The sequence below is a fragment of the Vibrio sp. 10N.261.46.E11 genome, from assembly GCF_041472735.1.
Lineage (GTDB): Bacteria > Pseudomonadota > Gammaproteobacteria > Enterobacterales > Vibrionaceae > Vibrio.
Genome location: NZ_JBFRQW010000024.1, coordinates 76,242 through 99,447 on the forward strand (window position 1 = coordinate 76,242; position 23,206 = coordinate 99,447).

At 43.5% G+C, this 23,206-nt stretch carries 17 protein-coding genes and 1 riboswitch; of the genes, 10 read left to right on the plus strand and 7 right to left on the minus strand.

What is annotated here, in order from left to right; all coding sequences use genetic code 11:
• Positions 1–35: 35 nt before the first annotated feature.
• Positions 36–1,316, plus strand: coding sequence for a 3-phosphoshikimate 1-carboxyvinyltransferase (gene aroA / locus AB4407_RS08565; RefSeq protein ID WP_012603609.1), 1,281 nt, complete (start codon positions 36–38; stop codon positions 1,314–1,316).
• A 78-nt stretch (positions 1,317–1,394) separates the two neighbouring features.
• On the opposite strand, the gene AB4407_RS08570 is transcribed toward aroA, so the two are convergent.
• On the minus strand, positions 1,395–1,640 hold the full coding sequence (locus AB4407_RS08570) for a YciN family protein (RefSeq protein ID WP_009846345.1): 246 nt from the start codon (positions 1,638–1,640) through the stop codon (positions 1,395–1,397).
• Positions 1,641–2,079: 439 nt separating this feature from the next.
• Between AB4407_RS08570 and topA the strand changes: the two genes are divergently transcribed.
• The 4 genes from topA to AB4407_RS08590 all read left to right on the plus strand — a co-directional run bounded on the left by topA (position 2,080) and on the right by AB4407_RS08590 (position 9,016).
• Complete coding sequence (gene topA / locus AB4407_RS08575) at positions 2,080–4,710, plus strand: type I DNA topoisomerase (RefSeq protein ID WP_012603610.1); 2,631 nt, start codon at positions 2,080–2,082, stop codon at positions 4,708–4,710.
• Between the two features lie 552 nt (positions 4,711–5,262).
• Positions 5,263–6,492: a glucose-1-phosphate adenylyltransferase gene (gene glgC / locus AB4407_RS08580; RefSeq protein ID WP_080518005.1), complete on the plus strand. Its 1,230-nt coding sequence runs from the start codon at positions 5,263–5,265 to the stop codon at positions 6,490–6,492.
• Positions 6,482–7,936: a glycogen synthase GlgA gene (gene glgA / locus AB4407_RS08585; RefSeq protein ID WP_372120245.1), complete on the plus strand. Its 1,455-nt coding sequence runs from the start codon at positions 6,482–6,484 to the stop codon at positions 7,934–7,936. The genes glgC and glgA overlap by 11 nt, the downstream gene beginning before the upstream one ends.
• Before the next feature lie 282 nt (positions 7,937–8,218).
• Positions 8,219–9,016, plus strand: a complete 798-nt coding sequence (locus tag AB4407_RS08590) for an alpha/beta fold hydrolase (RefSeq protein WP_009846349.1) — start codon at positions 8,219–8,221, stop codon at positions 9,014–9,016.
• A 129-nt stretch (positions 9,017–9,145) separates the two neighbouring features.
• Here AB4407_RS08590 and AB4407_RS08595 read toward each other — a convergent pair whose 3' ends face one another.
• From AB4407_RS08595 to torD, 5 genes are all read right to left on the minus strand, one after another.
• Complete coding sequence (locus tag AB4407_RS08595) at positions 9,146–9,463, minus strand: DUF2007 domain-containing protein (RefSeq protein WP_009846350.1); 318 nt, start codon at positions 9,461–9,463, stop codon at positions 9,146–9,148.
• Between the two features lie 70 nt (positions 9,464–9,533).
• Entirely contained in the window at positions 9,534–10,214 is a 681-nt protein-coding gene (locus AB4407_RS08600; RefSeq protein ID WP_372120246.1) for a TVP38/TMEM64 family protein, read from the minus strand.
• Between the two features lie 154 nt (positions 10,215–10,368).
• Positions 10,369–10,959 carry a TfoX/Sxy family DNA transformation protein gene (locus AB4407_RS08605; protein ID WP_009846352.1) on the minus strand — a complete coding sequence of 197 codons (591 nt, stop codon included), beginning with the start codon at positions 10,957–10,959 and terminating at the stop codon, positions 10,369–10,371.
• A 127-nt stretch (positions 10,960–11,086) separates the two neighbouring features.
• Positions 11,087–11,172: riboswitch (cyclic di-GMP riboswitch) on the minus strand.
• A gap of 170 nt (positions 11,173–11,342) precedes the next feature.
• Positions 11,343–12,347, minus strand: a complete 1,005-nt coding sequence (gene purR, locus AB4407_RS08610; protein ID WP_210473289.1) for a substrate-binding domain-containing protein — start codon at positions 12,345–12,347, stop codon at positions 11,343–11,345.
• Between the two features lie 318 nt (positions 12,348–12,665).
• A complete protein-coding gene (torD, locus tag AB4407_RS08615) occupies positions 12,666–13,313 on the minus strand; it encodes a molecular chaperone TorD (RefSeq protein WP_372120247.1) in 648 nt (215 codons plus the stop codon).
• A 287-nt stretch (positions 13,314–13,600) separates the two neighbouring features.
• On the opposite strand from torD, the gene torR reads away from it, so the two are divergent.
• The gene (gene torR, locus AB4407_RS08620) at positions 13,601–14,314 is read left to right on the plus strand and encodes a two-component system response regulator TorR (RefSeq protein WP_009846355.1); all 714 of its coding nucleotides are present in this window, start codon (positions 13,601–13,603) and stop codon (positions 14,312–14,314) included.
• 277 nt (positions 14,315–14,591) lie between these two features.
• Here the strand turns inward: torR and elyC are convergent, their stop codons facing one another.
• Positions 14,592–15,377, minus strand: coding sequence for an envelope biogenesis factor ElyC (gene elyC / locus AB4407_RS08625; protein WP_372120248.1), 786 nt, complete (start codon positions 15,375–15,377; stop codon positions 14,592–14,594).
• 115 nt (positions 15,378–15,492) lie between these two features.
• On the opposite strand from elyC, the gene cmoM reads away from it, so the two are divergent.
• The 4 genes from cmoM (at position 15,493) to mukB (ending at position 22,979) form a co-directional block, all read left to right on the plus strand.
• The gene (gene cmoM / locus AB4407_RS08630) at positions 15,493–16,278 is read left to right on the plus strand and encodes a tRNA uridine 5-oxyacetic acid(34) methyltransferase CmoM (protein ID WP_372120249.1); all 786 of its coding nucleotides are present in this window, start codon (positions 15,493–15,495) and stop codon (positions 16,276–16,278) included.
• Positions 16,279–16,403: 125 nt separating this feature from the next.
• Positions 16,404–17,741 carry a chromosome partition protein MukF gene (gene mukF, locus AB4407_RS08635; RefSeq protein WP_017055049.1) on the plus strand — a complete coding sequence of 446 codons (1,338 nt, stop codon included), beginning with the start codon at positions 16,404–16,406 and terminating at the stop codon, positions 17,739–17,741.
• Positions 17,722–18,528: a chromosome partition protein MukE gene (gene mukE / locus AB4407_RS08640; RefSeq protein WP_372120250.1), complete on the plus strand. Its 807-nt coding sequence runs from the start codon at positions 17,722–17,724 to the stop codon at positions 18,526–18,528. The genes mukF and mukE overlap by 20 nt, the downstream gene beginning before the upstream one ends.
• A complete protein-coding gene (gene mukB / locus AB4407_RS08645) occupies positions 18,525–22,979 on the plus strand; it encodes a chromosome partition protein MukB (RefSeq protein ID WP_372120251.1) in 4,455 nt (1,484 codons plus the stop codon). Before mukE ends, mukB begins: the two co-directional genes overlap by 4 nt.
• Positions 22,980–23,206 lie beyond the last annotated feature (227 nt).

The following is a 23,206-nucleotide window of genomic DNA, read 5'->3' on the forward strand; positions in this document are numbered from 1 at the left end:
AGTGACTTCGGGTGGTACAAGGACTATAAGAACTAATGGAAAGCCTTACGTTACAACCAATTCAGAAAGTGAGCGGGGAAGTTAACCTACCTGGCTCAAAAAGTGTTTCTAATCGTGCGCTTCTTTTGGCTGCACTTTCAACGGGAACAACTCGCCTAACAAACTTATTAGACAGTGATGACATTCGTCATATGTTGAATGCATTAACACAGTTAGGTGTTGATTATCAGTTGTCTGCAGACAAAACAGTTTGTGAAGTGACAGGTGTTGGTGGTGCATTTTCAAGTGACAAAGCCCTAGAGCTTTTCTTAGGTAACGCGGGTACAGCAATGCGTCCATTGGCTGCTGCACTTTGTTTAGGTCGCGGTGAATACGTTCTTACTGGTGAGCCACGTATGAAAGAGCGCCCAATTGGTCACTTAGTGACTGCACTGAGAGAAGCCGGTGCCGACGTTGAATACTTAGAAAACGAAAACTATCCACCATTAAAGATCACAGGTACCGGTCTGAAGAGTGGTACGGTTTCTATCGACGGTTCTATCTCTAGTCAATTCTTGACGGCATTTTTGATGGCTGCACCTTTAGCTGAAGGCGAAGTGACCATCAAAATCGAGGGTGAATTGGTTTCTAAGCCTTACATCGATATTACGCTGCATATCATGAAGCAATTTGGTGTGGATGTTATCAACAATGACTACCAAGAATTTGTGATTCCAACCGGGCAATCTTACACAGCACCCGGTGATTTCTTGGTTGAAGGTGATGCATCATCTGCGTCATATTTCCTTGCAGCCGCTGCTATCAAAGGTGGCGAGATTAAAGTGACAGGTATTGGCAAAAACAGTATCCAAGGTGATATCCAATTCGCTGATGCACTTGAGAAAATGGGTGCTGAAATTGAATGGGGTGATGACTACGTTATCTCTCGTTGTGGTGAGCTAAAAGGCATTGATATGGACTATAACCATATTCCAGATGCGGCGATGACAATTGCGACAACGGCTTTGTTTGCTAAGGGAACAACGGCAATCCGCAATGTTTACAACTGGCGTGTGAAAGAGACAGACCGCTTGGCTGCAATGGCAACAGAGCTACGTAAAGTCGGCGCTGAAGTGGAAGAGGGTGAAGATTACATCATTGTTAACCCTGTGGCTGAACTGACTCACGCGGCGATTGATACTTACGATGATCACCGCATGGCGATGTGTTTCTCATTGGTTGCTTTGAGTGACACCCCGGTGACGATCAATGATCCAGGTTGTACATCCAAGACATTCCCTGACTACTTCGATAAGCTGAAAATGCTGAGTCTATAAAAATACTAAGTCTATAAAAATGATAAGTATATAAAGGTCCAGGAACAAAAAAGCTTGCCTAGATGGCAAGCTTTTTAATTATTGCTGAATTGTAAATTCTTTCGAAAGGTGATGCGCCAAGTACTTAAACATGTTAAATACCGCGGTTGTATTTTCTGTCGGCATTCCGTTGTTGTCTAAGAAGTATTCACCTTTGAAAATGAGTACATCGTCTTTTTCTACTACGCTGTTTGCGCGCATGCCTTCAATGTAGTCATCATGTGATTGGATAATTTGGTTTGCGATAAGCAGTAAATCAAATTCTGCTATTACTTTCTTTGTCATGAGTTTATCTCTGATAACTGAATATATCGTTGAGTTTATGGTGTCGAACTAGAAATTCAATGATTTCACAACCGATTAAGAGAGTCTTTTCAAACATCCACAATTTATTTTGTGATTTATGACAAAAATAATTGAATGGGGCTCGCGTTAGATTCGCCGACAAGCTTAGTATGAGCGCGTTTAGACGTAATGCCTGATGAATAGGCTCTTGCAAGTATTCTTAGTGAGTACTTTATAGCTTCTTTATATTGTGACTCTTTTCTCTATGAGTCGTCGAATTGTCGAGCGATCAGATCCAATTTTGAAAAAAGCGGTTGATCTTCTAGTAATCTCGCACAATAGTAAAAAAAGAAGCAATGAATTTAGAATATCATGCGTAAAAGCCCACAAGTAAAATTGTTGGTGTTGAAGCATCGTGATTAAGGACGTTAGAGTCAATATGGGTAAATCGCTCGTTATAGTGGAGTCGCCAGCCAAGGCTAAAACTATCAATAAATATCTTGGCAAAGACTTTGTCGTTAAGTCGAGTGTAGGTCACGTTCGTGATTTACCAACGGCGGGTCAAAGTACAGGTCAAAAGGCTGCTGCAGTTTCAACCAAGGGTATGAGCCCAGAAGATAAAGCTCGTATCAAGAAAGAAAAAGATCGCAAAGCGCTTATTAAAAAGATGGGTATCAACCCTTATCAAGAGTGGGAAGCGAATTACCAAATCTTACCGGGCAAAGAAAAAGTCGTTGCTGAATTGCAAAAACTGGCTGAGAACGCAGACCATGTTTATCTCGCAACCGATTTGGACCGCGAAGGAGAAGCTATCGCATGGCACCTTCGTGAGATCATCGGTGGTGATGAAACGCGATACAAACGAGTGGTTTTTAACGAAATCACTAAAAATGCTATTCAGCAAGCTTTCGAAACTCCAGGCGAGCTAAATATCGACGGCGTAAACGCACAACAAGCACGACGTTTTATGGACCGTGTTGTTGGCTTTATGGTGTCACCACTGCTTTGGAAAAAAGTAGCACGAGGCCTATCCGCTGGCCGTGTTCAATCTGTAGCTGTAAAACTACTGGTTGAACGTGAGCGCGAGATCAACGCTTTTATCCCTGAAGAGTTCTGGGATGTGCATGCTGATACCAAAACGGCAGAGAAAACAGATTTCAGACTGCAAGTCGCTCAAAAAGACGGCGTTGCGTTTAAACCTGATAATGAAGCGCAAACACAAGCTGCAGTAAGCGTTTTAGAAAAAGCGCAATACGAAGTATGTAAACGTGAAGATCGCCCAACTAAGAGTAAGCCATCTGCACCTTACATCACGTCGACTCTGCAACAAGCGGCGAGCACACGTCTTGGTTACGGCGTAAAGAAAACCATGATGTTGGCTCAACGTTTGTATGAAGCGGGTTACATCACTTATATGCGTACTGACTCAACCAACTTGAGTTCAGAAGCTGTAGAAGCCGCTCGTGAATACATTGGTTCTGAGTTTGGCGCACAATACCTTCCACCGAAGGCGCTTGTATACGGCAGCAAAGAGGGCGCACAAGAGGCTCACGAAGCGATTCGTCCTTCAAGTGTCGATGTTAAGTCTGAAGACCTAAACGGCGTAGACGCGGACGCACACAAGCTTTACTCGCTGATTTGGAATCAATTTGTTGCATGTCAAATGACACCTGCGCAATACGATTCAACGACGGTAAGCGTTAAAGCTGATGAGTACACGTTAAAAGCGAAAGGTCGTATTCTTAAGTTTGATGGTTGGACTCGCGTTCAACGTCCAATGGGTAAAAATGAAGATACGATTCTTCCTGCTGTACAGGTTGGTGAAAAGCTAGACCTAATCGCATTAGACCCTAAACAGCATTTTACTAAGCCGCCAGCCCGTTTTACTGAAGCGGCGCTAGTTAAAGAGCTTGAGAAGCGTGGTATTGGTCGTCCTTCAACGTACGCATCAATCATCTCTACGATTCAAGACCGTGGTTATGTAAAAGTTGAACAGCGTCGTTTCTATGCAGAGAAGATGGGTGAAATTGTTACTGACCGTCTAGATGGCAGTTTCAATGACCTAATGAACTATGACTTTACGGCTCGTATGGAGCAGAAGTTAGACCAAATTGCAGAAGGCGAAGCAAGCTGGAAAGGCGTGCTAGATAACTTCTTCGAAGACTTTACAGGCGATTTGGAAAAAGCCGATTTAGATGAAGACGCTGGTGGCATGAAGCCAAATCATATCGTTGAAACCGATATTGAGTGTCCAACTTGTAGCCGTAAAATGGGTATTCGTACAGCTTCGACTGGCGTATTCCTAGGTTGTTCTGGTTATGCACTTCCACCAAAAGAGCGCTGTAAGACAACCATTAACCTTGGTGATGAAGACGGTATTATCAACGTTCTTGAAGAAGACGTTGAAACCGCAGCACTTCGAGCGAAAAAGCGTTGTCCGATTTGTGAAACGGCAATGGATGCTTATCTGATCGATGATAAGCGTAAGATGCATGTGTGTGGTAACAACCCTAACTGTGAAGGTTATGTGGTTGAACACGGCGAATTCAAAGTGAAAGGCTATGATGGTCCGCTTGTTGAGTGTGACAAATGTAGTTCTGACATGGTTTTGAAGAATGGTCGTTTCGGTAAATACATGGACTGTACGAGTGAAGATTGTAAGAACACTCGTAAGATTCTGAAGAATGGCGAAGTAGCGCCACCTAAAGAAGACCCAGTGCATTTCCCTGAACTCCCATGTGAAAATTCAGATGCATACTTTGTACTTCGTGATGGGGCTTCTGGTTTGTTTATGGCCGCGAGTAATTTCCCTAAATCACGTGAAACACGTGCACCATTAGTGGAAGAGCTGGTTCGTTTTAAAGACCGTATCTCACCTAAATTCCAGTATCTGGCATCAGCACCGGTTGCTGATCCTGATGGCAAGCCGACAGTAGTTCGTTTTAGTCGTAAGACAAAAGAAAACTACGTTCGTACCGAAGTGGACGGTAAACCTTCAGGTTGGACTGCTTTGTACATCGACGGTAAGTGGGAAGTTACGGATAAGCGTAAAAAGCCGAAAGAGAAGTAACTGAATGTGTGACCCGATCTGATATGGGTTGGCATTTTATTGATGAAAAAGCAGCCATTAGGCTGCTTTTTTTTGATCTAAATATGACTAATTATGCTGTCTCTCGATCGTCGGCCTTAACTGCGTCTATTTGTTAAATTCAGGTCATGAAATAAATGAAATGGGTAATAATCTTTAATTATGCAACTTTAACGTGATTGTAACTTAATTAAAATATTGTAAGTCACAGATCAGGTTTTAGTTGTATACCTGATGTGTTGCGGGTGTTAACTTAATGTTTCATGAAAACAGTGTAATGTGAGCTGCTTTAAGTCTTAGGAAAGCAATCGGCTTGCATAACACAGAATGGCGTATTAAAAATTGAAATCGACCGGAAAGTCGATAACGTATATAAAACCAAGTGCAAACAATAGTGCACACTTAACAACGTTTGGCTTAGGATATTTTCACTGCATGTGAATGGATATTCGTTAAGTACCGAAATAAGTGTTGGTGCTCATCCCCCAGAGGAAGATACCTCTTAGAGCACTAACATCGACAAGCTATAAATATATGGAGAATAAAATGGCTGGTGTATTAGGAATGATTCTTGCTGGTGGTGAAGGCTCTCGCTTAAGACCTTTAACTGAATCTCGCAGCAAACCCTCGGTTCCTTTCGGTGGTAGTTACCGCTTAATTGATTTTGCTCTGAATAACTTCGTTAATGCTGATCTAATGAAGATCTACGTATTAACACAGTTTAAGTCACAATCACTGTTCCATCACATGAAAAAAGGTTGGAATATCAGTGGTATAACCGACCGTTTTATCGACCCAATCCCTGCGCAAATGCGTACAGGTAAGCGTTGGTATGAAGGTACTGCAGATGCAATTTATCAAAACCTTCGCTTCATGCAGTTGGAAGAACCTGATCAAGTTTGTATTTTTGGATCAGATCATATTTACAAAATGGACATTAAGCAGATGCTTGATTTCCATAAAGAGAAGAAAGCGGCTTTAACTGTTTCTGCATTGCGTATGCCGCTTGCTGAAGCATCTGAATTCGGCGTTATCGAAGTGGATGCTGAAGGACGTATGATTGGTTTTGAAGAGAAACCGGCTAACCCGAAACCAATTCCAGGTGACCCGGAGTCTGCGCTTGTGTCTATGGGTAACTACGTATTTGAAGCTAACGAGTTGTTCGCAGAACTTGTTGAAGATGCAGATAAAGAAGACTCGACACATGATTTCGGAAAAGACATCATTCCAAACATGGTTCCGCGTGGTGATGTGTTTGTTTATGACTTCAGTACTAACCGTATTACTGGTGAGAAAGAAGAAGTTTATTGGCGCGATGTGGGTACGATTGACGCGTACTGGCAAGCTCATATGGATCTTCTTGAGAAAGATGCGCCATTCTCGCTATACAACCGCAAGTGGCCACTACATACATACTATCCGCCACTACCGCCGGCTACGTTTACTGATTCGGCAAACGGCCGTGTTCAGATCATCGATAGCTTAGTGTGTAATGGTAGCTACGTACGTGGTTCTCGCATTGAGAAGTGTGTATTAGGTTTCCGCAGTAATATCGCATCAGCGTGTGATATTAGTGAGAGTATCTTACTCGGCGACGTGAAGGTGGGTGAAGGTTGCGTACTTCGTCGTGTTATCGTCGATAAAGATGCAGATATCGCACCTGGAACACAGATTGGCGTAAATCTGAAAGAAGATAAAAAGCATTACCATGTCTCTGACGATGGTGTAGTAGTTATTTCCAAAGGAGCTCGAGTTGGTTACTAAGACTCTCTCGGTACTTTTTGTAGCGTCTGAAGTTGAAGGCTTGATTAAAAGTGGTGGCTTGGCTGATGTAGCCAAGGCACTGCCAAAAGCGTTACAAACACTCGAACAAGATGTTCGAGTGACCATCCCTGCTTATAGAAACATTCCAAACATTAATTCAGCTGAAGTCATTTTGTCGACCGAGCTCGATCATTGGCCTCATACTGCTTATCAAGTCAAAAAGTTGAATGTCGAAGGTGTTCAAATCTTCGCTATTGAATGTGCCAAGTATTTCGACCGCCCTGAAATGTACGCAGAGAACAATCAAGCGTATGCTGATAACGGAGAGCGCTTCTCGTTCTTCAGTACGGCTTGTTTGGATATGCTTCCTAAGCTCGCGTTTCAACCTGATATCATTCATGCAAATGACTGGCACACAGGTTTTGTGCCTTTCTTGCTTAAATCACGTTATCAACAACACGATTTCTTTGAAAATACGCGCAGTGTTATCTCGATTCACAATGCAGTTTTCAAAGGGGTGTTCGCATACGATGAACTGCAATGTCTGCCAGAGATGCACAGTTACAATGTGCCTGAAGCATCTGTAAGTGACACGCATGTCACTATGCTAAAAGCAGGGGTGATGTGTGCCGATAAGATCAATGCAGTAAGCCCAACGTATGCAGAAGAGCTGAAAACGGAGTTAGGTAGCCATGGCATGGCTGCAGAGTTCCAATATCGTTCGGCCGACTTATTTGGTATTCTCAACGGTTGTGATTATGGAGCTTGGAACCCGGAAACAGACGCTTTCCTTCCTCGTAAATTCAAAGCAACGAAACACAGCATGACTCGTGGAAAATCTGCTTGTAAGCAAAAACTGCAACAAGATGTTGGTTTACCCGTTACCGATTGTGCGGTTTATGGCATGGTTTGCCGTCTGACCAACCAAAAAGGCGTTCATTACTTACTGCCTATCATCGAGCAGTTCTTGAAAAACGAATTGCAGATCGTGATTGTCGGTACTGGTGATCCGGTTTTGGCGAGTCAATTGAAAGAGTTATCAGCACTTCATTCAGACAAGTTCTCATTCGTAGAAGCCTACAATAATGAACTAGCGCATTTGGTTGAAGCGGGCTCTGATTTTTTCTTGATGCCTTCTGAGTTTGAGCCTTGTGGCTTGAACCAAATCTACAGCATGGCTTACGGCACTTTGCCTATTGTGCGCTCTGTTGGTGGTTTAAAGGACAGTGTGAATGATTACGATCAGGATCCCGAGATAGCAACAGGCTTTGCTTTTGAAGAGCCAACACCGCAAGCATTGCTAGCGGTATTGCATCGTTCATTACTACTTTATGCTCAAAATCCATCTGAAATTAAGCGCGTTCAACTTTACGCGATGCAACAAGACTTTAGCTGGGAGGATGCGGCACAAGAATATCTTGCGATGTACCATTCTGCATTTTAACTTGTTGACTTAGCTTTAAAATTCAGTTGTTGAATAACAAACGTTTATAATAAAAGAAGGCGCTCTAATTGTAGAGTGCCTTTTTGTTTCCTGGTCAGAGCACATCACGTTTCCAAAGACAAAGCTTGCAAACTCATTTTAGTCAGGTAGAAAGGTGGTCAGGTATTCACATGACTAGTGTTGGGTTTGACACTATTATCACTTAAAATTCTTAATTGCGTGATATCCTTAGTCATCGCCTTGTGATGAGGCTTAGCTCCATAAATAAATTAAGCGATAGGTATGTCTGAGAGTTTATTATTTCATAAAACATTTACTCACCCTACGAGTGATGAGTGGGTTGTGTTTGTGCATGGCGCAGGGGGCAGTTCCTCCATTTGGTTTAAGCAGATCAAAGCGTATAAACAGCATTTCAACTTGCTTCTCATTGACTTGAGAGGGCACGGTAAATCAGACAACATACTTAAAGATCTGATTTCGAACCGTTATACGTTCAAATCAGTAACGCTCGATATTCTTAAAGTGTTAGATCATCTAAAAATCCGATCCGCACACTTTGTGGGTATGTCTTTGGGGACAATTATCGTTCGCAACGTGGCCGAACTGGCGGCAAGCAGAGTACGTTCGATGGTGCTTGGTGGTGCTGTCACTAAACTCAACACTCGATCTCAAGTCTTAATCAAATTAGGAAACCTGAGTAAGCACATCATTCCTTATATGTGGCTATACAGCCTTTTTGCTTATGTTGTGATGCCGCAAAAAAGTCAGAAAGAATCACGTCACCTGTTTATCCGCGAAGCGAAAAAGCTGTGCCAAAAAGAGTTCAAGCGCTGGTTTATCCTCACGGCTGATGTGAACCCATTGATGAAATACTTTAAAGACAGAGAGCTGCCGATTCCGACTTTGTATTTGATGGGTGAGCGCGATTACATGTTCATCAAACCCGTTAAAGAAATGGTCGAAGCGCACGAGTCGAGCGAGTTGGTAGAAATTGCCAACTGTGGACATGTATGTAATGTAGAAAATCCTGAAGAATTCAATCAACAATCAATCGCTTTTATCCAAAAGCAAATTCAGTGATTATCTGGGTTGGTTATCAAACTAGATGATCCAATAGAATTAAAATAAAAACGGGAAGCTAATTTAGCTTCCCGTTTTTATTTGGAGGAGGTATTTGATCGAATCGTGTCTGTAATAACTGAAACTTTGCTATTCAGGCGAAGCAGCGCCGCACTGCCAACAAGACCCGAATTGTGCTTCATTGATTTCATGACACTCACCACAACGCCACTCTTCATAGATGATCGAATCTTGCTGTTTTTGGTAGTCATTGACGATCGTGCGGGCTTTACTAGCGAGTTCTGGCTCATATAACCATACGTAAGGGTCTGTATCTTCGGTAAATGGGATTTCACCTTTTAAACCAAACAAACCCTCACCACGGACTTCACACGCAATATTCTCACTTTCTAACAATCCACAGATGATATGAGCTTCTGTCGGATTCGATGCACTGAAGATTTTCATTGAAATAGAACCTTATTTGGCTGCATGCGTTACGTAGTTATTTAGTTATTTAGCTCGTTAGCTATATACGTTACTCAGCGACAGGTGCTGAGCGAAATTTGTTCATCAACCATTTAGCAATAATTGGGAACACACCCAGTAAGGCAAATGACAACAGTACTGAGGGAGACACGATGCCCGAAAGTGAATCAATTTCTGCGAGTTGAGTTCCGGCATTCAAGAAAACGGCGGTACCCGGCAACATACCGATTTGGCTAGTAATATAGTAACGACTCACCGACATCGGTGTTAGCCCCATCAATAGATTGATAAGGAAAAATGGGAAAACAGGAATTAGACGTAGCGAGAATAAGTAAAATGCACCGTCTTTCTCAACGCCCTTATTGATGGTGGCTAACTTGTCGCCAAACTTGGTTTGGATCCAGTCACGTAACAAGTAACGGCTACTTAAGAAGGCGAGGGTTGCGCCAATAGCGCTCGCGAAAGACACCAGCAGTAAACTGTTCCAAAACCCAAACAGCGCAGCGCCTAACAGCGTAACAACGGCAGCGCCAGGAATTGAGAAAGCCGTAATCATGACATACGCGACAAAGTAGATAGCGGCAGCGGCAATGAAATTGCTCTCGATGTAGTCATTCAAAACAGCTTGCTGGGCTTTTGCATTTTCAAGCGTTAAGTACTGGCCGAAATTGACGCCTAACAAGACGATGATTATGACCAACACAATACCCAATATCATTTTTTTACTCATTGATACTTCCTCTAAATTTTCAATGCATACCATTAGTTTTTCAATGTATACCATTAGTATAGTTAGACAGGCATAGCATAGAATAACTTTCACCAGATATAAAAAAAGCCGCAAAAATGCGGCTTAGTTATCTAGATAGTTTGCACTGACAATGTTAATTGACGTGATTGATAAGCTCTTCACGACGTTGCTGCGGTATAACAGACCAATGTGTACCATTGATCGCGCCTTCTAGCGCCCATAACAGTTCAATACTGACAGAAGACGCATGCGATTCTTTGATGGCGTTAAATGCGTTTACAGAGCCAGATTCATATAAACGTTCTACAGAATCGATCCCTGCCTTTTTCAACATCCGCTCGGTGGCGAGTCGAAGGTTAGGCAGATCTTTGAGTCGAGTTGGTTTAGCAGAAGATTGTTCAGCTTTCTCTTCTTTAGCAAAACCTAGAGACGTAGTCGCAAGCTGCAAGATTTTCTCTTGGTCTTGCCATAAGCCTTCAGGTAAAGCGAAATATTTAGTAACGACAGGAAAACCACGTTTTTTGTAGACGTACGGTTGAAATCCTTGTTGTTCGAATTGTTGTGTTGTGCATTTGTCAGCTCGTATATGCAACTGGTCATTCACAACCAGGGCAAACATAGTGTCATCAGCAAAAAGCCCGAATCCACCAAACATTGAGCGTGACTTAATTTTTCCTAGGGGCTCAAATAATTTCATTGAGTCCTTTAGTATCGGTTTATCCATGTTATTTATCTCGGTGTATTTGAACTACGCCACCAAATAAGCAGGTCCGAGAGATTAGCAAAATGTTGCAATTAAATTGTCAATAGGCTGTAAATTACTAAAGTATTAGCAGTTACTGCATTTTGCCATCGGTAACCCCGCTACCATACCAACGAGTGGTTTAGGCCGGAAGCTTTGCGTCCCACTTTTTCAAGTGGTTTGCCCTGTGCGTGACTGGGTTATTAGAATAAAGTTTTTGTTGAATTAGGCTCACACTTCTTATTTCAAAATGTGATATTGCTTCAATTAATGATCTTTGAGGTATGCACTCAAGTGCACTTTGTTTGTTGAGAAAAAAAACGCACCTAAAGGTGCGCTTGATTAAACTAAACTCATTACATCAATTAATTTAACGTTTTAACTGTACTTCGCTCAACAATTTCAGGGTGCATTTCGAAGACGCGTTTTTCGTGATCTTTGTCTTTTATACGCTCTAGTAGTATTTCGAATGCATTTTTACCAACACGGCGCTTAGGTTGGTGAACCGTCGTTAACGGTGGAGAGAAGTATTCAGCCAGTTCGATGTTGTCGTAACCGATCACTGAGATATCTTCAGGAATGCTAATGCCTTTTTCTTGCAGGCGGCTCATTAGGCCGAGTGCCATTGTATCGTTAAAGCAGAATACCGCCGTTGGACGATCTTCCATCTCAACAATTTGTTCTGCAGCAAGAACTGCTGTATCACACTCGAAGTTGCCTTCGATGATCATATTTTCATCGGCAGAAATCTTCGCTTCATTGAGTGCGCGCTTGTAACCGGCAATACGTTCAACACACGCTGCTTTGTCTAAGTGGCCACTTAAACATGCAATCTTGGAGTGACCGCGCTCAATAAGGTATTTGGTCGCTAGGTAGCCACCTTCTTCAGAGTTATCGATGATCTTATCAGCCTGAGAGCTCTCAGGGCCCCAGTCCATGATAACTTTAGGGATGTCAGCGTGACGGTCTAACATCTCTCTTAGTTCTTCAGTTAGGTCAGAACACATAACTAAGATGCCATCTACACGTTTCTCAGCAAGCATTCGAATGTAGTCACGTTGTTTTTCGTAGATACCGCCCGTATTACATAGGATCAAAGTGTAACCTTGACGGTAGCAGTAGCTCTCAACACCATCGATAACTTCAGAGAAGAATAGGTTAGTTGATTGAGTCACTAGCATACCGATGGTGCGGGTTGTATTGCACTTCAAACTACGAGCAACGGCACTTGGCGCATAGTTCAGTTCGTCTACGGCTTTGTTTACTTTTTCTTGAGTCGCTTCAGCAACAAAGCGAGTTTTGTTGATTACGTGAGAAACGGTTGTTGTTGATACGCCGGCTAAGCGTGCGACATCTTTTATAGTGGCCATGTTTTTATCCTATTAGAAGCTACTTTCCCAAAGTACGGAATAAAGTAGCCGTTAAGCTACCTAACTAAGAGCTTAAATTTGTAGGGCTCTTTGGGTACTAAAGTGCTAAAAAACAAAAAACCGCTATTGAGCGGCTTGTCTTAACACCGAAATGCTCTGAACTTCAATAAGTGTAGCATTTCGTGAATGTTTCATATTTTATCGTTTGCGGTCACAATTTTAGACTGACTAGAAATTACTCGCAATAAAATTCACCCAGAAATCCGGGTGAATGGTCACAATTCTATTGAATTTATTTATCGAGTCGTCAAAAAAAGCTTATTCGCCAGCTAGGTATTGAATGTCTAATTTGCAGAATGCCAATAGCAGGGATGAGACTGAAGCGTAGAAACCGAATGTGTCAATGTCATGACATTTGGCGTTGAACTTTGGTACCCAAGTAAGCAGTTGCTGTTCGATAAATTGTTGTTGAACAGCGAAGGATTTCTCTAGTTCTTCTTCAAGTTCAGTTTCGTTCGAACGAATGATTAGATTACCTAGGAAATCGAGTTCGATAGCAATGTGGTCAGCGGGCTCTTTTAGGTCTTGGTTAACCACTAAGTTGTGTTTAGCCATGATCTCTTCCATATCTTTTGCTGGCTTATCGTTTAAAAGGCCAGTCTGGCCGATATACATAGAAGCGTAAGGAAGTGCGCCATGTTTATCAGTCTTTAAGAATAAGTCACAGAAGTCAGCAGACAATTCTAATTGAGCATCTTCGCGTGTTTGTAGACGGTTTAGCGCATCCACTAAGCTATCAATCGCCGGCTTTAGTGTTTCATTTTCACCTAAACCAGTTAGGAAAGAACGAATTTCAACAGAGTGGTAGTGATCAAGTTCTTCTTGAGTGAGCTCTTTAGCGAACAAGCTTGATAGCCACCAGTATATTTCTGCTCGTTGTTCGTTGAATGCTTTCGTATCTTTCATTTCTTAGATCCTGATTTAGTCTTGTGGTGTGTGTATACCTAGCATCGTCGAGTGATTTATGTATAGGCACACCAAGGCTGAATAACAAGGTTATTTGCGAAACGCAAAGTTACTCGTTAGTAGTAATGCCTATATTGAATTGCGATGGGCGACAAATAGCAAGGTTTAAGATTGTCTTGTATCAAAAAAAAATCATGTTTCTGGCTTTTATCTTCTGTAGTACTAGAATTGTTACGAGTTATGAATAGAATGGTCACTGAAACTATTAAATAAGAAAAGTGGTGTAGATGAGCTATCACGTATTAGTCGTAGAAGATGATGTGGTAACCCGCAGTAAACTGGTTGGATATTTCCAGAACGAAGGTTACACAGTGAGCGAAGCTGAAAGCGGGGCTCAAATGAGAAAAATGTTAGAAGAAAATAACGTTGACCTCATTATGTTAGACATCAACTTGCCAGGCGAAGATGGATTGATGCTAACTCGCGAATTACGCAGTCAATCAGACATTGGAATAATTTTAGTTACTGGACGCACGGATAGCATTGACAAGATCGTTGGCCTTGAAATGGGCGCAGACGATTACGTTACTAAACCCTTCGAACTTCGCGAGTTGTTGGTTCGAGTTAAAAACCTCTTGTGGCGTATTTCGGCTGCTCGTAAAACGGCAGCGGTTGCGGTAGAACAAACAGAAGACGAATCTGTGGTTCGTTTTGGTGAATGGACGTTTGATATACCTCGCCGTGCGCTAAGCAAGAACAGTGAGCCAGTGAAATTGACCAAAGCTGAATATGAACTATTGGTTGCACTCTCTTCTTACCCTAACCAAGTTTTAAGTCGTGAGCGTATCTTGAATATGATCAGTCATCGAGTGGACGCGCCGAATGATCGCACTATCGACGTGTTAATCCGTCGTATGCGCGCAAAAATGGAGTTTGACCCTAAGAACCCACAAATTTTTGTGACGGTTCACGGTGAAGGTTACATGTTTGCTGGTGACTAATTTTCCTTTGGATACCGTCCTTACTCAGTAACAATACTTGAACGTAAAAAACCGAGACATCAATGATGCCTCGGTTTTTTGTTATTGAACTTTTTAATTGTTTATCATCGGAGTACTGCTCTCGACAGGGGCATTATACCAATCACAGTAAGTAAGTGATCAAAAATAGCGTAGGAAAAAAGCTTGAGAACAAGGCAGAATTTTTCGATAAGTAGTTATTCTACAATCAAAAATTCTAACGAAGTTATCGAGGTTTTTAACAAGCTAGGATGAACAGTTACTTACTACGATTGGTATTACTTGTGTCTAGCCAATCTCGCAAGCTTTGCCAAACTAATCCCATCGTCTCATGCCAATAGCGCTCAGTCTGCTCGAGATAGATAGCCTTAGGCATATACTTATTCCATGGTTCAACAATCCCTTCTTGTGCAAGGTAGTTGGTTGGAGCTGGCAATGGTTTCATGCCAGCGGCATTGAATTCATTAAGTGCGCGAGTCATATGGCTAGCTGATGTCACGAGCACCATTTTCTTATTCTTAACGAATGCAGCGGCTTGGCGAGCTTCTTCCCACGTATCTTTCGCAGTTTCAAGCAGAATGATATCGGGTTTTGCCACGCCGAGTGCTAGCGCTACTTTAGCCATCATTTTTGCGTTGCTCACCTCAGTACCAGCACCATAACCAGACAAAATGAGTTTAGCTCCAGGGTAAAGACGTAAGATACGAATCCCTTCGCTTAAGCGCATTAAACCAGTGCGGCTAAGCTCTGATGTTGGTGGGATTTGGTCATCAACAACGTGACCACTTCCAAGAACCATAACGTAATCGACGGTATCATCGATAGGTAAAAAAGCGGTGTGTTGCCTTTCCATTGGCATTAAAAGTTGACTAGAAACAGGCTGGAAAGCGATTAGGAAAATACTACAGAGGGCTGAGAGGGTAATTAGGCAACCTGTCTTCCTTTTTGCAGTAAACATCACTAGGGCTAAACCCAGAAAAGCGAGAATTAACATTGCTGGCAGTGGCATCAGTAACGAAGACACTACTTTTTTCAGCTCAAACATATCCGAATAGTCCGAAAAAACATCACTTGGTAGTAAAAAGAGACATCGCCTCTTTATTCCTGAAATTCCTGTGACAGAATAGCAGGCACGATAGGACATAATAACTCAAGTAGCCGTGACTGAAGACCGTAATTTCGACGATATTGCCCACAAATTTGCAAAAAACATATACGGCTCTGACAAAGGAGAGATCCGTCAGTGCATCGTATGGGAAGATTTAGAAGAAGCTTTGAGCAAGTTTGAGCAATCCGCTTCGCCGTTGCATGTACTTGATGCCGGTGGTGGACTTGCACAGATGTCGCAAAAAATTGCGACACTAGGCCACAACGTTTCCCTGTGTGACCTCTCGTTTGAAATGTTGAAGCTCGCAGAAGAAAGTATCAGCGAAGCGGGTTTGCTCGAGCGATATCGATTTATTCATTCTCCGGTACAAAAAGTGGCAGAGCATCTCGAAGATAAAGTCGATTTTGTGATGTTTCATGCCGTAATGGAATGGTTAGCAGACCCTAAACAGGCTCTTGATTTATTGTTGGAACAAGTAAAACCCGGTGGTATTGCCTCGATAATGTTTTACAACCACCATGGTTTAGTCCTGAAAAATGTGATTTGTGGCAACATTCCTCATGTATTGAATGGGATGCCACACCGAAAAAGGTTTAAGCTGCAACCACAAAAAGGCTTGAAGCCTGAAGAGGTTTATCAATGGATAGAAGACGCTGGTCTAGATATCTGTGGTAAATCAGGCATTCGCTCTTTCAGTGACTACATAGGTAATATGGAGTACATGGGCGATTATCAGTTCGAAGATGTGTTGGAACTAGAAAAACAGCTATGTCGCCAAGAGCCATATCTGTCGCTAGGCCGTTATATTCACGTTTGGGCTCAAAAAACTGCGCAATAACAGCTGTGAATGTGGTAAAAGAAGCCACAACATGCGCTATGCCATCGTAAGAAGCCCGCGTCATAAAGAAATAGGCGTCATATCTAATACGTTCGATATGACGAACAACAGTAACAGGAACCACAATGAGTGAAATGACTCAAACTGCCGAAGAGCAGCCAATTGATGAGTTGGTGGGCTGGGTCAAGCAGCATGATTTTTCATTAAACTTGCCACCAGAGCGCTTAGCATTTTTGATTGCTATCGCCGTACTAAGCAATGAAAGGTTCGATGAAGAGTTGGGCGAGGGTGAACTGCACGATGCATTTACTATTGTCACTCGACTGTTTGAAGATACTGGCGAAGCGTCCGCGTTTCGTGCCAACAACGCTATCAATGAGTTGGTTAAACAGAAGTTGATCAGCCGCTTTACCAGCGAAATCACAGATGGTGCAAGCATTTATCGCTTATCGCCATTGGCGATTGGTATCTCAGATTATTACTTACGTCACCGCCAGTTCTCTAAATTAAAATTGTCTATTCAGCTTTCTATGGTTGCGGACGAGATGGCTAAAGCCATTGAAGCAGCGCAAAAAGGTGGAACTCCAGGACATTGGAGAAAGAACGTTTACGGCGTTCTCAAGTATTCTGTTGGTGAAATTTTCGATCAGATCGATCTTAACCAACGTGTTATGGATGAGCAGCAGCAAACCGTTAAGCAGCAAATTGCCGACCTTTTAAACAAAGATTGGCGAGAAGCGATCAACAACTGTGAAACCTTACTATCAGAAACCTCGTCCACGCTAAAAGAGTTGCAAGACACCTTGCAAGCAGCGGGTGATGAACTGCAAACACAGATCCTCGATATTCAAGAAATTGTTTACGGTGACGATGAACTCGAGTTCGTTGGCGAAACCCTATTCGGCTTGCAGATGAAGCTCGACCGAATTACTAGTTGGGGTCAGCAAGCGATCGATTTGTGGATCGGCTACGACCGCCATGTTCACAAGTTTATCCGTACCGCGATTGATATGGATAAAAACCGTGCCTTTAGCCAACGCTTGCGTCAGTCGGTTACCGACTACTTTGATGCGCCTTGGTTATTGACCTACGCCGATGCTGAAAAGCTTACCGATTTGCGTGATGAAGCCTTAGTACTTCGTGATGACGAAGTAATGGGCCAAGCACCAATCGACGTAGAATACGAAGAATTTGAGCAAGTGAATGATCTGCTTTCAGACCGAATAGCAGAGATGTTGAAAGCTCACAAACAGCAAGGTGCGCCAATTGATCTTGGCCTTGTGCTACGCGATTACCTCGCAGCACACCCTCGCACACATCATTTTGATTTAGCCAGAATTGTTGTCGACCAAGCCGTGCGCTTAGGTTACTCAGAGTCTGACTATCAGGCTATTCAGCCAGATTGGCAGGCAATCAACGATTTCGGTGCAAAGGTACAAGCAAATGTCATTAACAAGTACTGATGATTACATGCCAGAGAAACTGGTAAAAGCGATAGCGAACCCATTGTTTCCTGCGCTAGATAGCATGTTGCGTTCAGGCAAGCATGTTTCAACAGAAGACCTCGATAACCATGCGTTGCTTTCTGATTTTGAAGTTGAGCTTCAGCATTTTTATCAACGCTACAATACGGAACTGGTAAAAGCGCCTGAAGGTTTCTTCTATCTGCGCCCGCGTTCTACGTCTTTAATTGGCCGTAGTGTGTTGTCTGAGCTCGACATGCTGGTTGGCAAAGTATTGTGTTTCTTATACCTAAGCCCAGAGCGTTTGGCTCATGAAGGCATCTTCAGCAATCAAGAGTTGTTTGATGAACTGATGTCGTTAGCGGATGAGAAAAAACTCATGAAGCTAGCAACCAACCGTGCATCTGGTTCTGACTTGGATAAAGAAAAGCTGTTTGAAAAAGTACGTACTTCTTTACGCCGTTTGCGTCGTATCGGCATGCTGATCGTGATTGGTGAAACAGGTAAATTCCGTATCAGCGAAGCGGTGTTCCGTTTTGGTGCGGACGTTCGTGTTGGCGATGATATGAAAGAAGCACAATTACGTCTTATTCGTGATGGCGAAGCTGTTGTTCATACTCAAGAGCCTAACCAAGGTAGCTTGTTGAATGAAGAGCAAGCAGGAGCCGTATCAGAAATAGATTCAGACGTAGACGAAAACGGTCAACAAGACATTTTTAACGATCAAGCCGGCTTTGACCTTGAGTCAAACGATGGCGAACAAACAAAAGTAGAAGGTGAAGCATGATTGAAAGAGGTAAGTATCAATCATTAACCATGATCAACTGGAACGGTTTCTTTGCGCGTACTTTTGATATTGATGGATTGGTTACAACGCTTTCTGGCGGTAACGGTGCAGGTAAGTCGACCACAATGGCGGCATTCATCACTGCACTTATTCCTGACCAAAGCCTTCTGCATTTCCGTAACACAACGGAAGCGGGTAGCTCACAGTCATCACGCGATAAAGGCCTTTACGGTAAGCTTCAGCCGGGTGCATGTTATGCCGCGCTAGATGTTGTGAACTCTCGTAATCAACGCCTATTGTTTGCAGTAAAACTGCAGCAAGTTGCGGGTCGTGATAAGAAGGTCGACATCAAACCGTTCGTTATCCAAGGCCTTCCAAGCCATGTGAAGCCAACGGATGTATTGATTCAGAACGTTTCAGACATCCACGCTCGTGTGTGTCAACTGAACGACGTGAAAGCAGCGGTAGCGCAATATGAAGGGGCGCACTTTAAAGCTTTCTCTTCGATTGTTGATTACCACTCACAGATGTTTGAGTACGGTGTTGTTCCTAAGAAACTGCGTAACAGCAGTGACCGTTCTAAGTTCTACCGTTTGATTGAAGCATCACTTTACGGCGGTATCTCAAGTGCGATTACACGTTCTCTGCGTGATTACCTTCTACCGCAAAATGGCGGTGTGAAGAAAGCATTCCAAGATATGGAATCAGCACTGCGCGAAAACCGCATGACACTTGAAGCGATCAAAACGACTCAGTCGGATCGTGACTTGTTCAAGCACTTGATCACCGAATCAACCAATTACGTGGCAGCAGACTACATGCGCCATGCCAACGATCGCCGTAATAAGCTTGATCAAACCATGAAGTTCCGTGGTGAATTATTTGGTTCTCGCGAAACCTTACTTGATCAAAACAACCTGTTGAATCGTGTTCAAGAAGAACTCGAACTGCTGGTGGATCAAGAATCAGCGCTAGAGCAAGATTATCAAGCGGCTTCGGATCATCTTCAATTGGTTCAAACTGCACTTCGCCAGCAAGAGAAAATTGCACGTTACAGCGAAGATCTAGAAGAGCTTAATGATCGTCTAGAAGAGCAGATGATGGTGGTTGAAGAAGCTCAAGAGCGAGTACTTCTTGCAGAAGAGCAGGCAACCATTACTGAAGAAGAAGTGGATAGCTTGAAAACTCAGCTTGCTGATTACCAACAAGCGTTGGATGTTCAGCAGACTCGTGCGCTTCAATACCAGCAAGCGGTTCAAGCATTAGAGAAAACCAAGCAGTTGCTAGGTGATGACTCTATTACTGCAGAAAGCGCGTTGACTCTAGTTTCTGAGCTAAAAGCACAAGAAGAATCAAGCACTCAGACGCTACTGTCTACTAAACATAAGCTAGACATGTCTTCTGCTGCGTCTGCACAGTTCGACAAAGCGTTAGCTCTTGTTAAAAACATTGTTGGTGATGTTGAGCGTAAAGAAGCGTCTAACAGTGCTAATCAAGCGTTAGAGAAAGGCCGTAACGCAAAACACGTTGTTGAAAACGAACAGCAGTGGCGTGCTCAGCACCGCGACATGGCTCGTGATGTGGCGCAGCAGCGTCAAGCAAAAGAGCTTGCGACTGAATACCAAAAGCAACACAACATCTCACTGACTGACGAAGCGGTTTTCGATGAAGAACGTGAACGCCATACAATGCAGATCGAGTCTCTTGAGTACGCTCAAGAAGAGCTGCGTGAAGCGAAGAGTGAGCAACGTCGTGTGCAACAAAACCAAGACCAAGAGATTCAAAAACTTGAGTCCATTGCTCCAGCGTGGATCACGGCGAACGATGCACTTGAAGCCCTAAGAGATCAAACAGAAGCTGAGCTAGAAGATAGCCAAGCAGTAATGACTCAAATGCAGCAAGTGCTTGAAGACGAGAAATCTCAAGCGGTAGCAAAAGATCAGTTGGCTACGCGCCGAGCTGAACTTGAGCAAGAGATTGAACGCTTAGCTTCTCCAGGTGGTTCTAACGATCCTCGCCTGAAAGGCCTAGCGGATACGCTGGGTGGCGTGTTGCTTTCTGAGATCTACGATGACATTACCATTGGTGATGCACCATACTTCAGTGCGATGTATGGCCCAGCTCGTCACGCAATTGTGGTTTCGGACCTTGATGGCATTAAAGAGAAGTTGGTGGATCTCGATGATTGTCCAGAAGACCTTTACATCCTAGAAGGTGATGTAGATGCGTTTGATGACAGTTCATTTAATGCTGACGAGCTCGAAGGCGCGGTGTGTGTTCAGCTGAACGATCGCCAGATGCGTTATTCTCGTTTCCCTGAGATCCCTCTGTTTGGACGTGCGGCTCGTGAACAACGTTTAGAGAAGTTGCGTGAAGAGCGTGATGTGGTTGTGGAAAACCACGCCAAAGCAGCGTTCGATTCTCAGAAACTGAATCGCCTATACCAAGCATTCAACAGCTTTGTTGCTAAGCACCTGCATGTTGCGTTTAACGCAGACCCAGAACAAGCACTTACTGCGATTCGTGATAAGCGCAATCAAATTGTTCGTTCTCTGGCTGAGCTTAACTCTAAAGAGCAGCAACAACGTAGCCAGCTTCTACAAAGCAAGCAGGCACTTGGTGCATTAGATAAATTAGCACCAATGGTTCGTATTTTAGAAGACGAAACATTGGCTGAGCGCTTAGCTGAATTAGAAGCGCAACTAGAGCGTTTAAGTGAAGCTAAGTCTTACTTGAACACTCATGGCAAAGCGCTTACTTCATTAGAGCAAATCGTTTCTGCACTCGATGCTGACCCAGAGCAGTTCGAAGCTTTGGAAGCCGAGTATCGTCAGGCGGACAGCGCGTTACAAACTCTAAAAGGTAAAGTGTTTGCTCTTTCTGACTTAATCGAACGTCGTCACTACTTTGCTTACGCAGATTCTGTTGACCTGCTTAACAAGAGCAGCGAACTGAGCGAACAACTGAAAGCGAAGTTGGTTCAAGCAGAACAAGCTCGAACTAAAGGCCGTGATGGCTTAAAGCAAGCTCGCGAACAGATGAACCAGTACAACCAAGTATTGGCAGCACTGAAGAGCTCGCACCAAGCGAAGCAAGAGACGGTTCAAGAGTTCAAGCAAGAGCTACAAGAATTCGGTGTTAACGCTGATGAAGGTGCTGAAGAGCGCGCGGTTCGTCGTCGTGACGAGCTTCAAGAGCGTTTGCATACTTCTCGTAGCCGTAAGAGTGAATACGAACGCACGATTACCTCAACTGAACTTGAGATGAAAGCGCTGGCTAAGCGTCTTAAGAAAGTTCAGAAAGAGTACACAGAGCTTCGTACCTTCGTTGTTGCAGCAAAAGCCGGCTGGTGTTCAGTACTTCGTTTAGCTCGTGAGAATGACGTTGAACGTCGTCTGCACAAACGTGAACTGGCTTATTTAACGGCGGGCGAACTTCGCTCTATGTCGGATAAATCACTGGGTGCGCTACGTCTGGCTGTAGCTGACAATGACGACCTGCGTGATTCGCTGCGTCTCTCTGAAGACAACGCACATCCAGAGCGTAAGGTTCTGTTTTACATTGCGGTTTACCAACACCTTCGAGAGCGCATTCGCCAAGACATCATTCATACCGATGATCCGGTTGAAGCAATCGAAGAGATGGAAGTAGAGCTAGCTCGACTAACAGAAGAACTGACGCAGCGTGAAAACCGCTTAGCGATCAGCTCTGAGTCGGTAGCAAGTATCATAAAGAAAACGATTCAGCGCGAGCAGAACCGTATTCGTATGCTCAACCAAGGTCTGTCTAACATCTACTTTGGTCAGGTTAAGGGGGTACGTCTGAACGTTAAGATCCGTGAAAGCCACGAGATTTTGCTATCAGGCTTAGCGACTCAACAAGAGCAGCATAAAGACTTGTTCGAATCAACGCGCTTTACCTTCTCTGAAGCAATGGCGAAGTTGTTCCAACGTGTGAATCCACATATCGATATGGGTCAACGTTCACCACAAGTTCTTGGTGAAGAGTTACTGGATTACCGTAACTATCTAGAGCTGAGTGTTGAAGTTAACCGTGGTTCAGACGGTTGGTTACAAGCGGAATCGGGCGCACTGTCGACGGGTGAGGCGATCGGTACTGGTCAGTCAATCCTATTGATGGTTATTCAGAGCTGGGAAGAAGAGTCTCGTCGACTTCGTAGTAAAGACATCGTTCCATGTCGTTTGTTGTTCCTTGATGAAGCCGCACGTCTGGATTCTAAGTCGATCTCTACACTGTTTGAACTGTGTGACCGTTTAGGTATGCAACTCCTGATTGCAGCGCCAGAGAACATTAGCCCAGAGAAAGGTACTACCTACAAACTGGTACGTAAGGTTTTCAAAGATCACGAACACGTACACGTTGTTGGTCTGCGTGGTTTTGCTCAAAACAAAACGGTATCTCCTGTTCAAGAGCTTATCGAAACACCTTAGAAGCGTAAAACCTTTCTACCGTAAATTAATTGCCCCGAAGTACATACTTCGGGGCTTTTTTTTGGTTCATCGCGGATTAGCGGGAATTGAAAACAAAAACGGTAGTAAGTGATATGGTTTAGTCGCCAAACAAAAATCATACACAAACTACCGTTTTCATGCAGAATCATACTTTCCTATCTTCATTCTGGGAAGGCTTTCAAATAGTAAAGTCTCACCAGACAGCA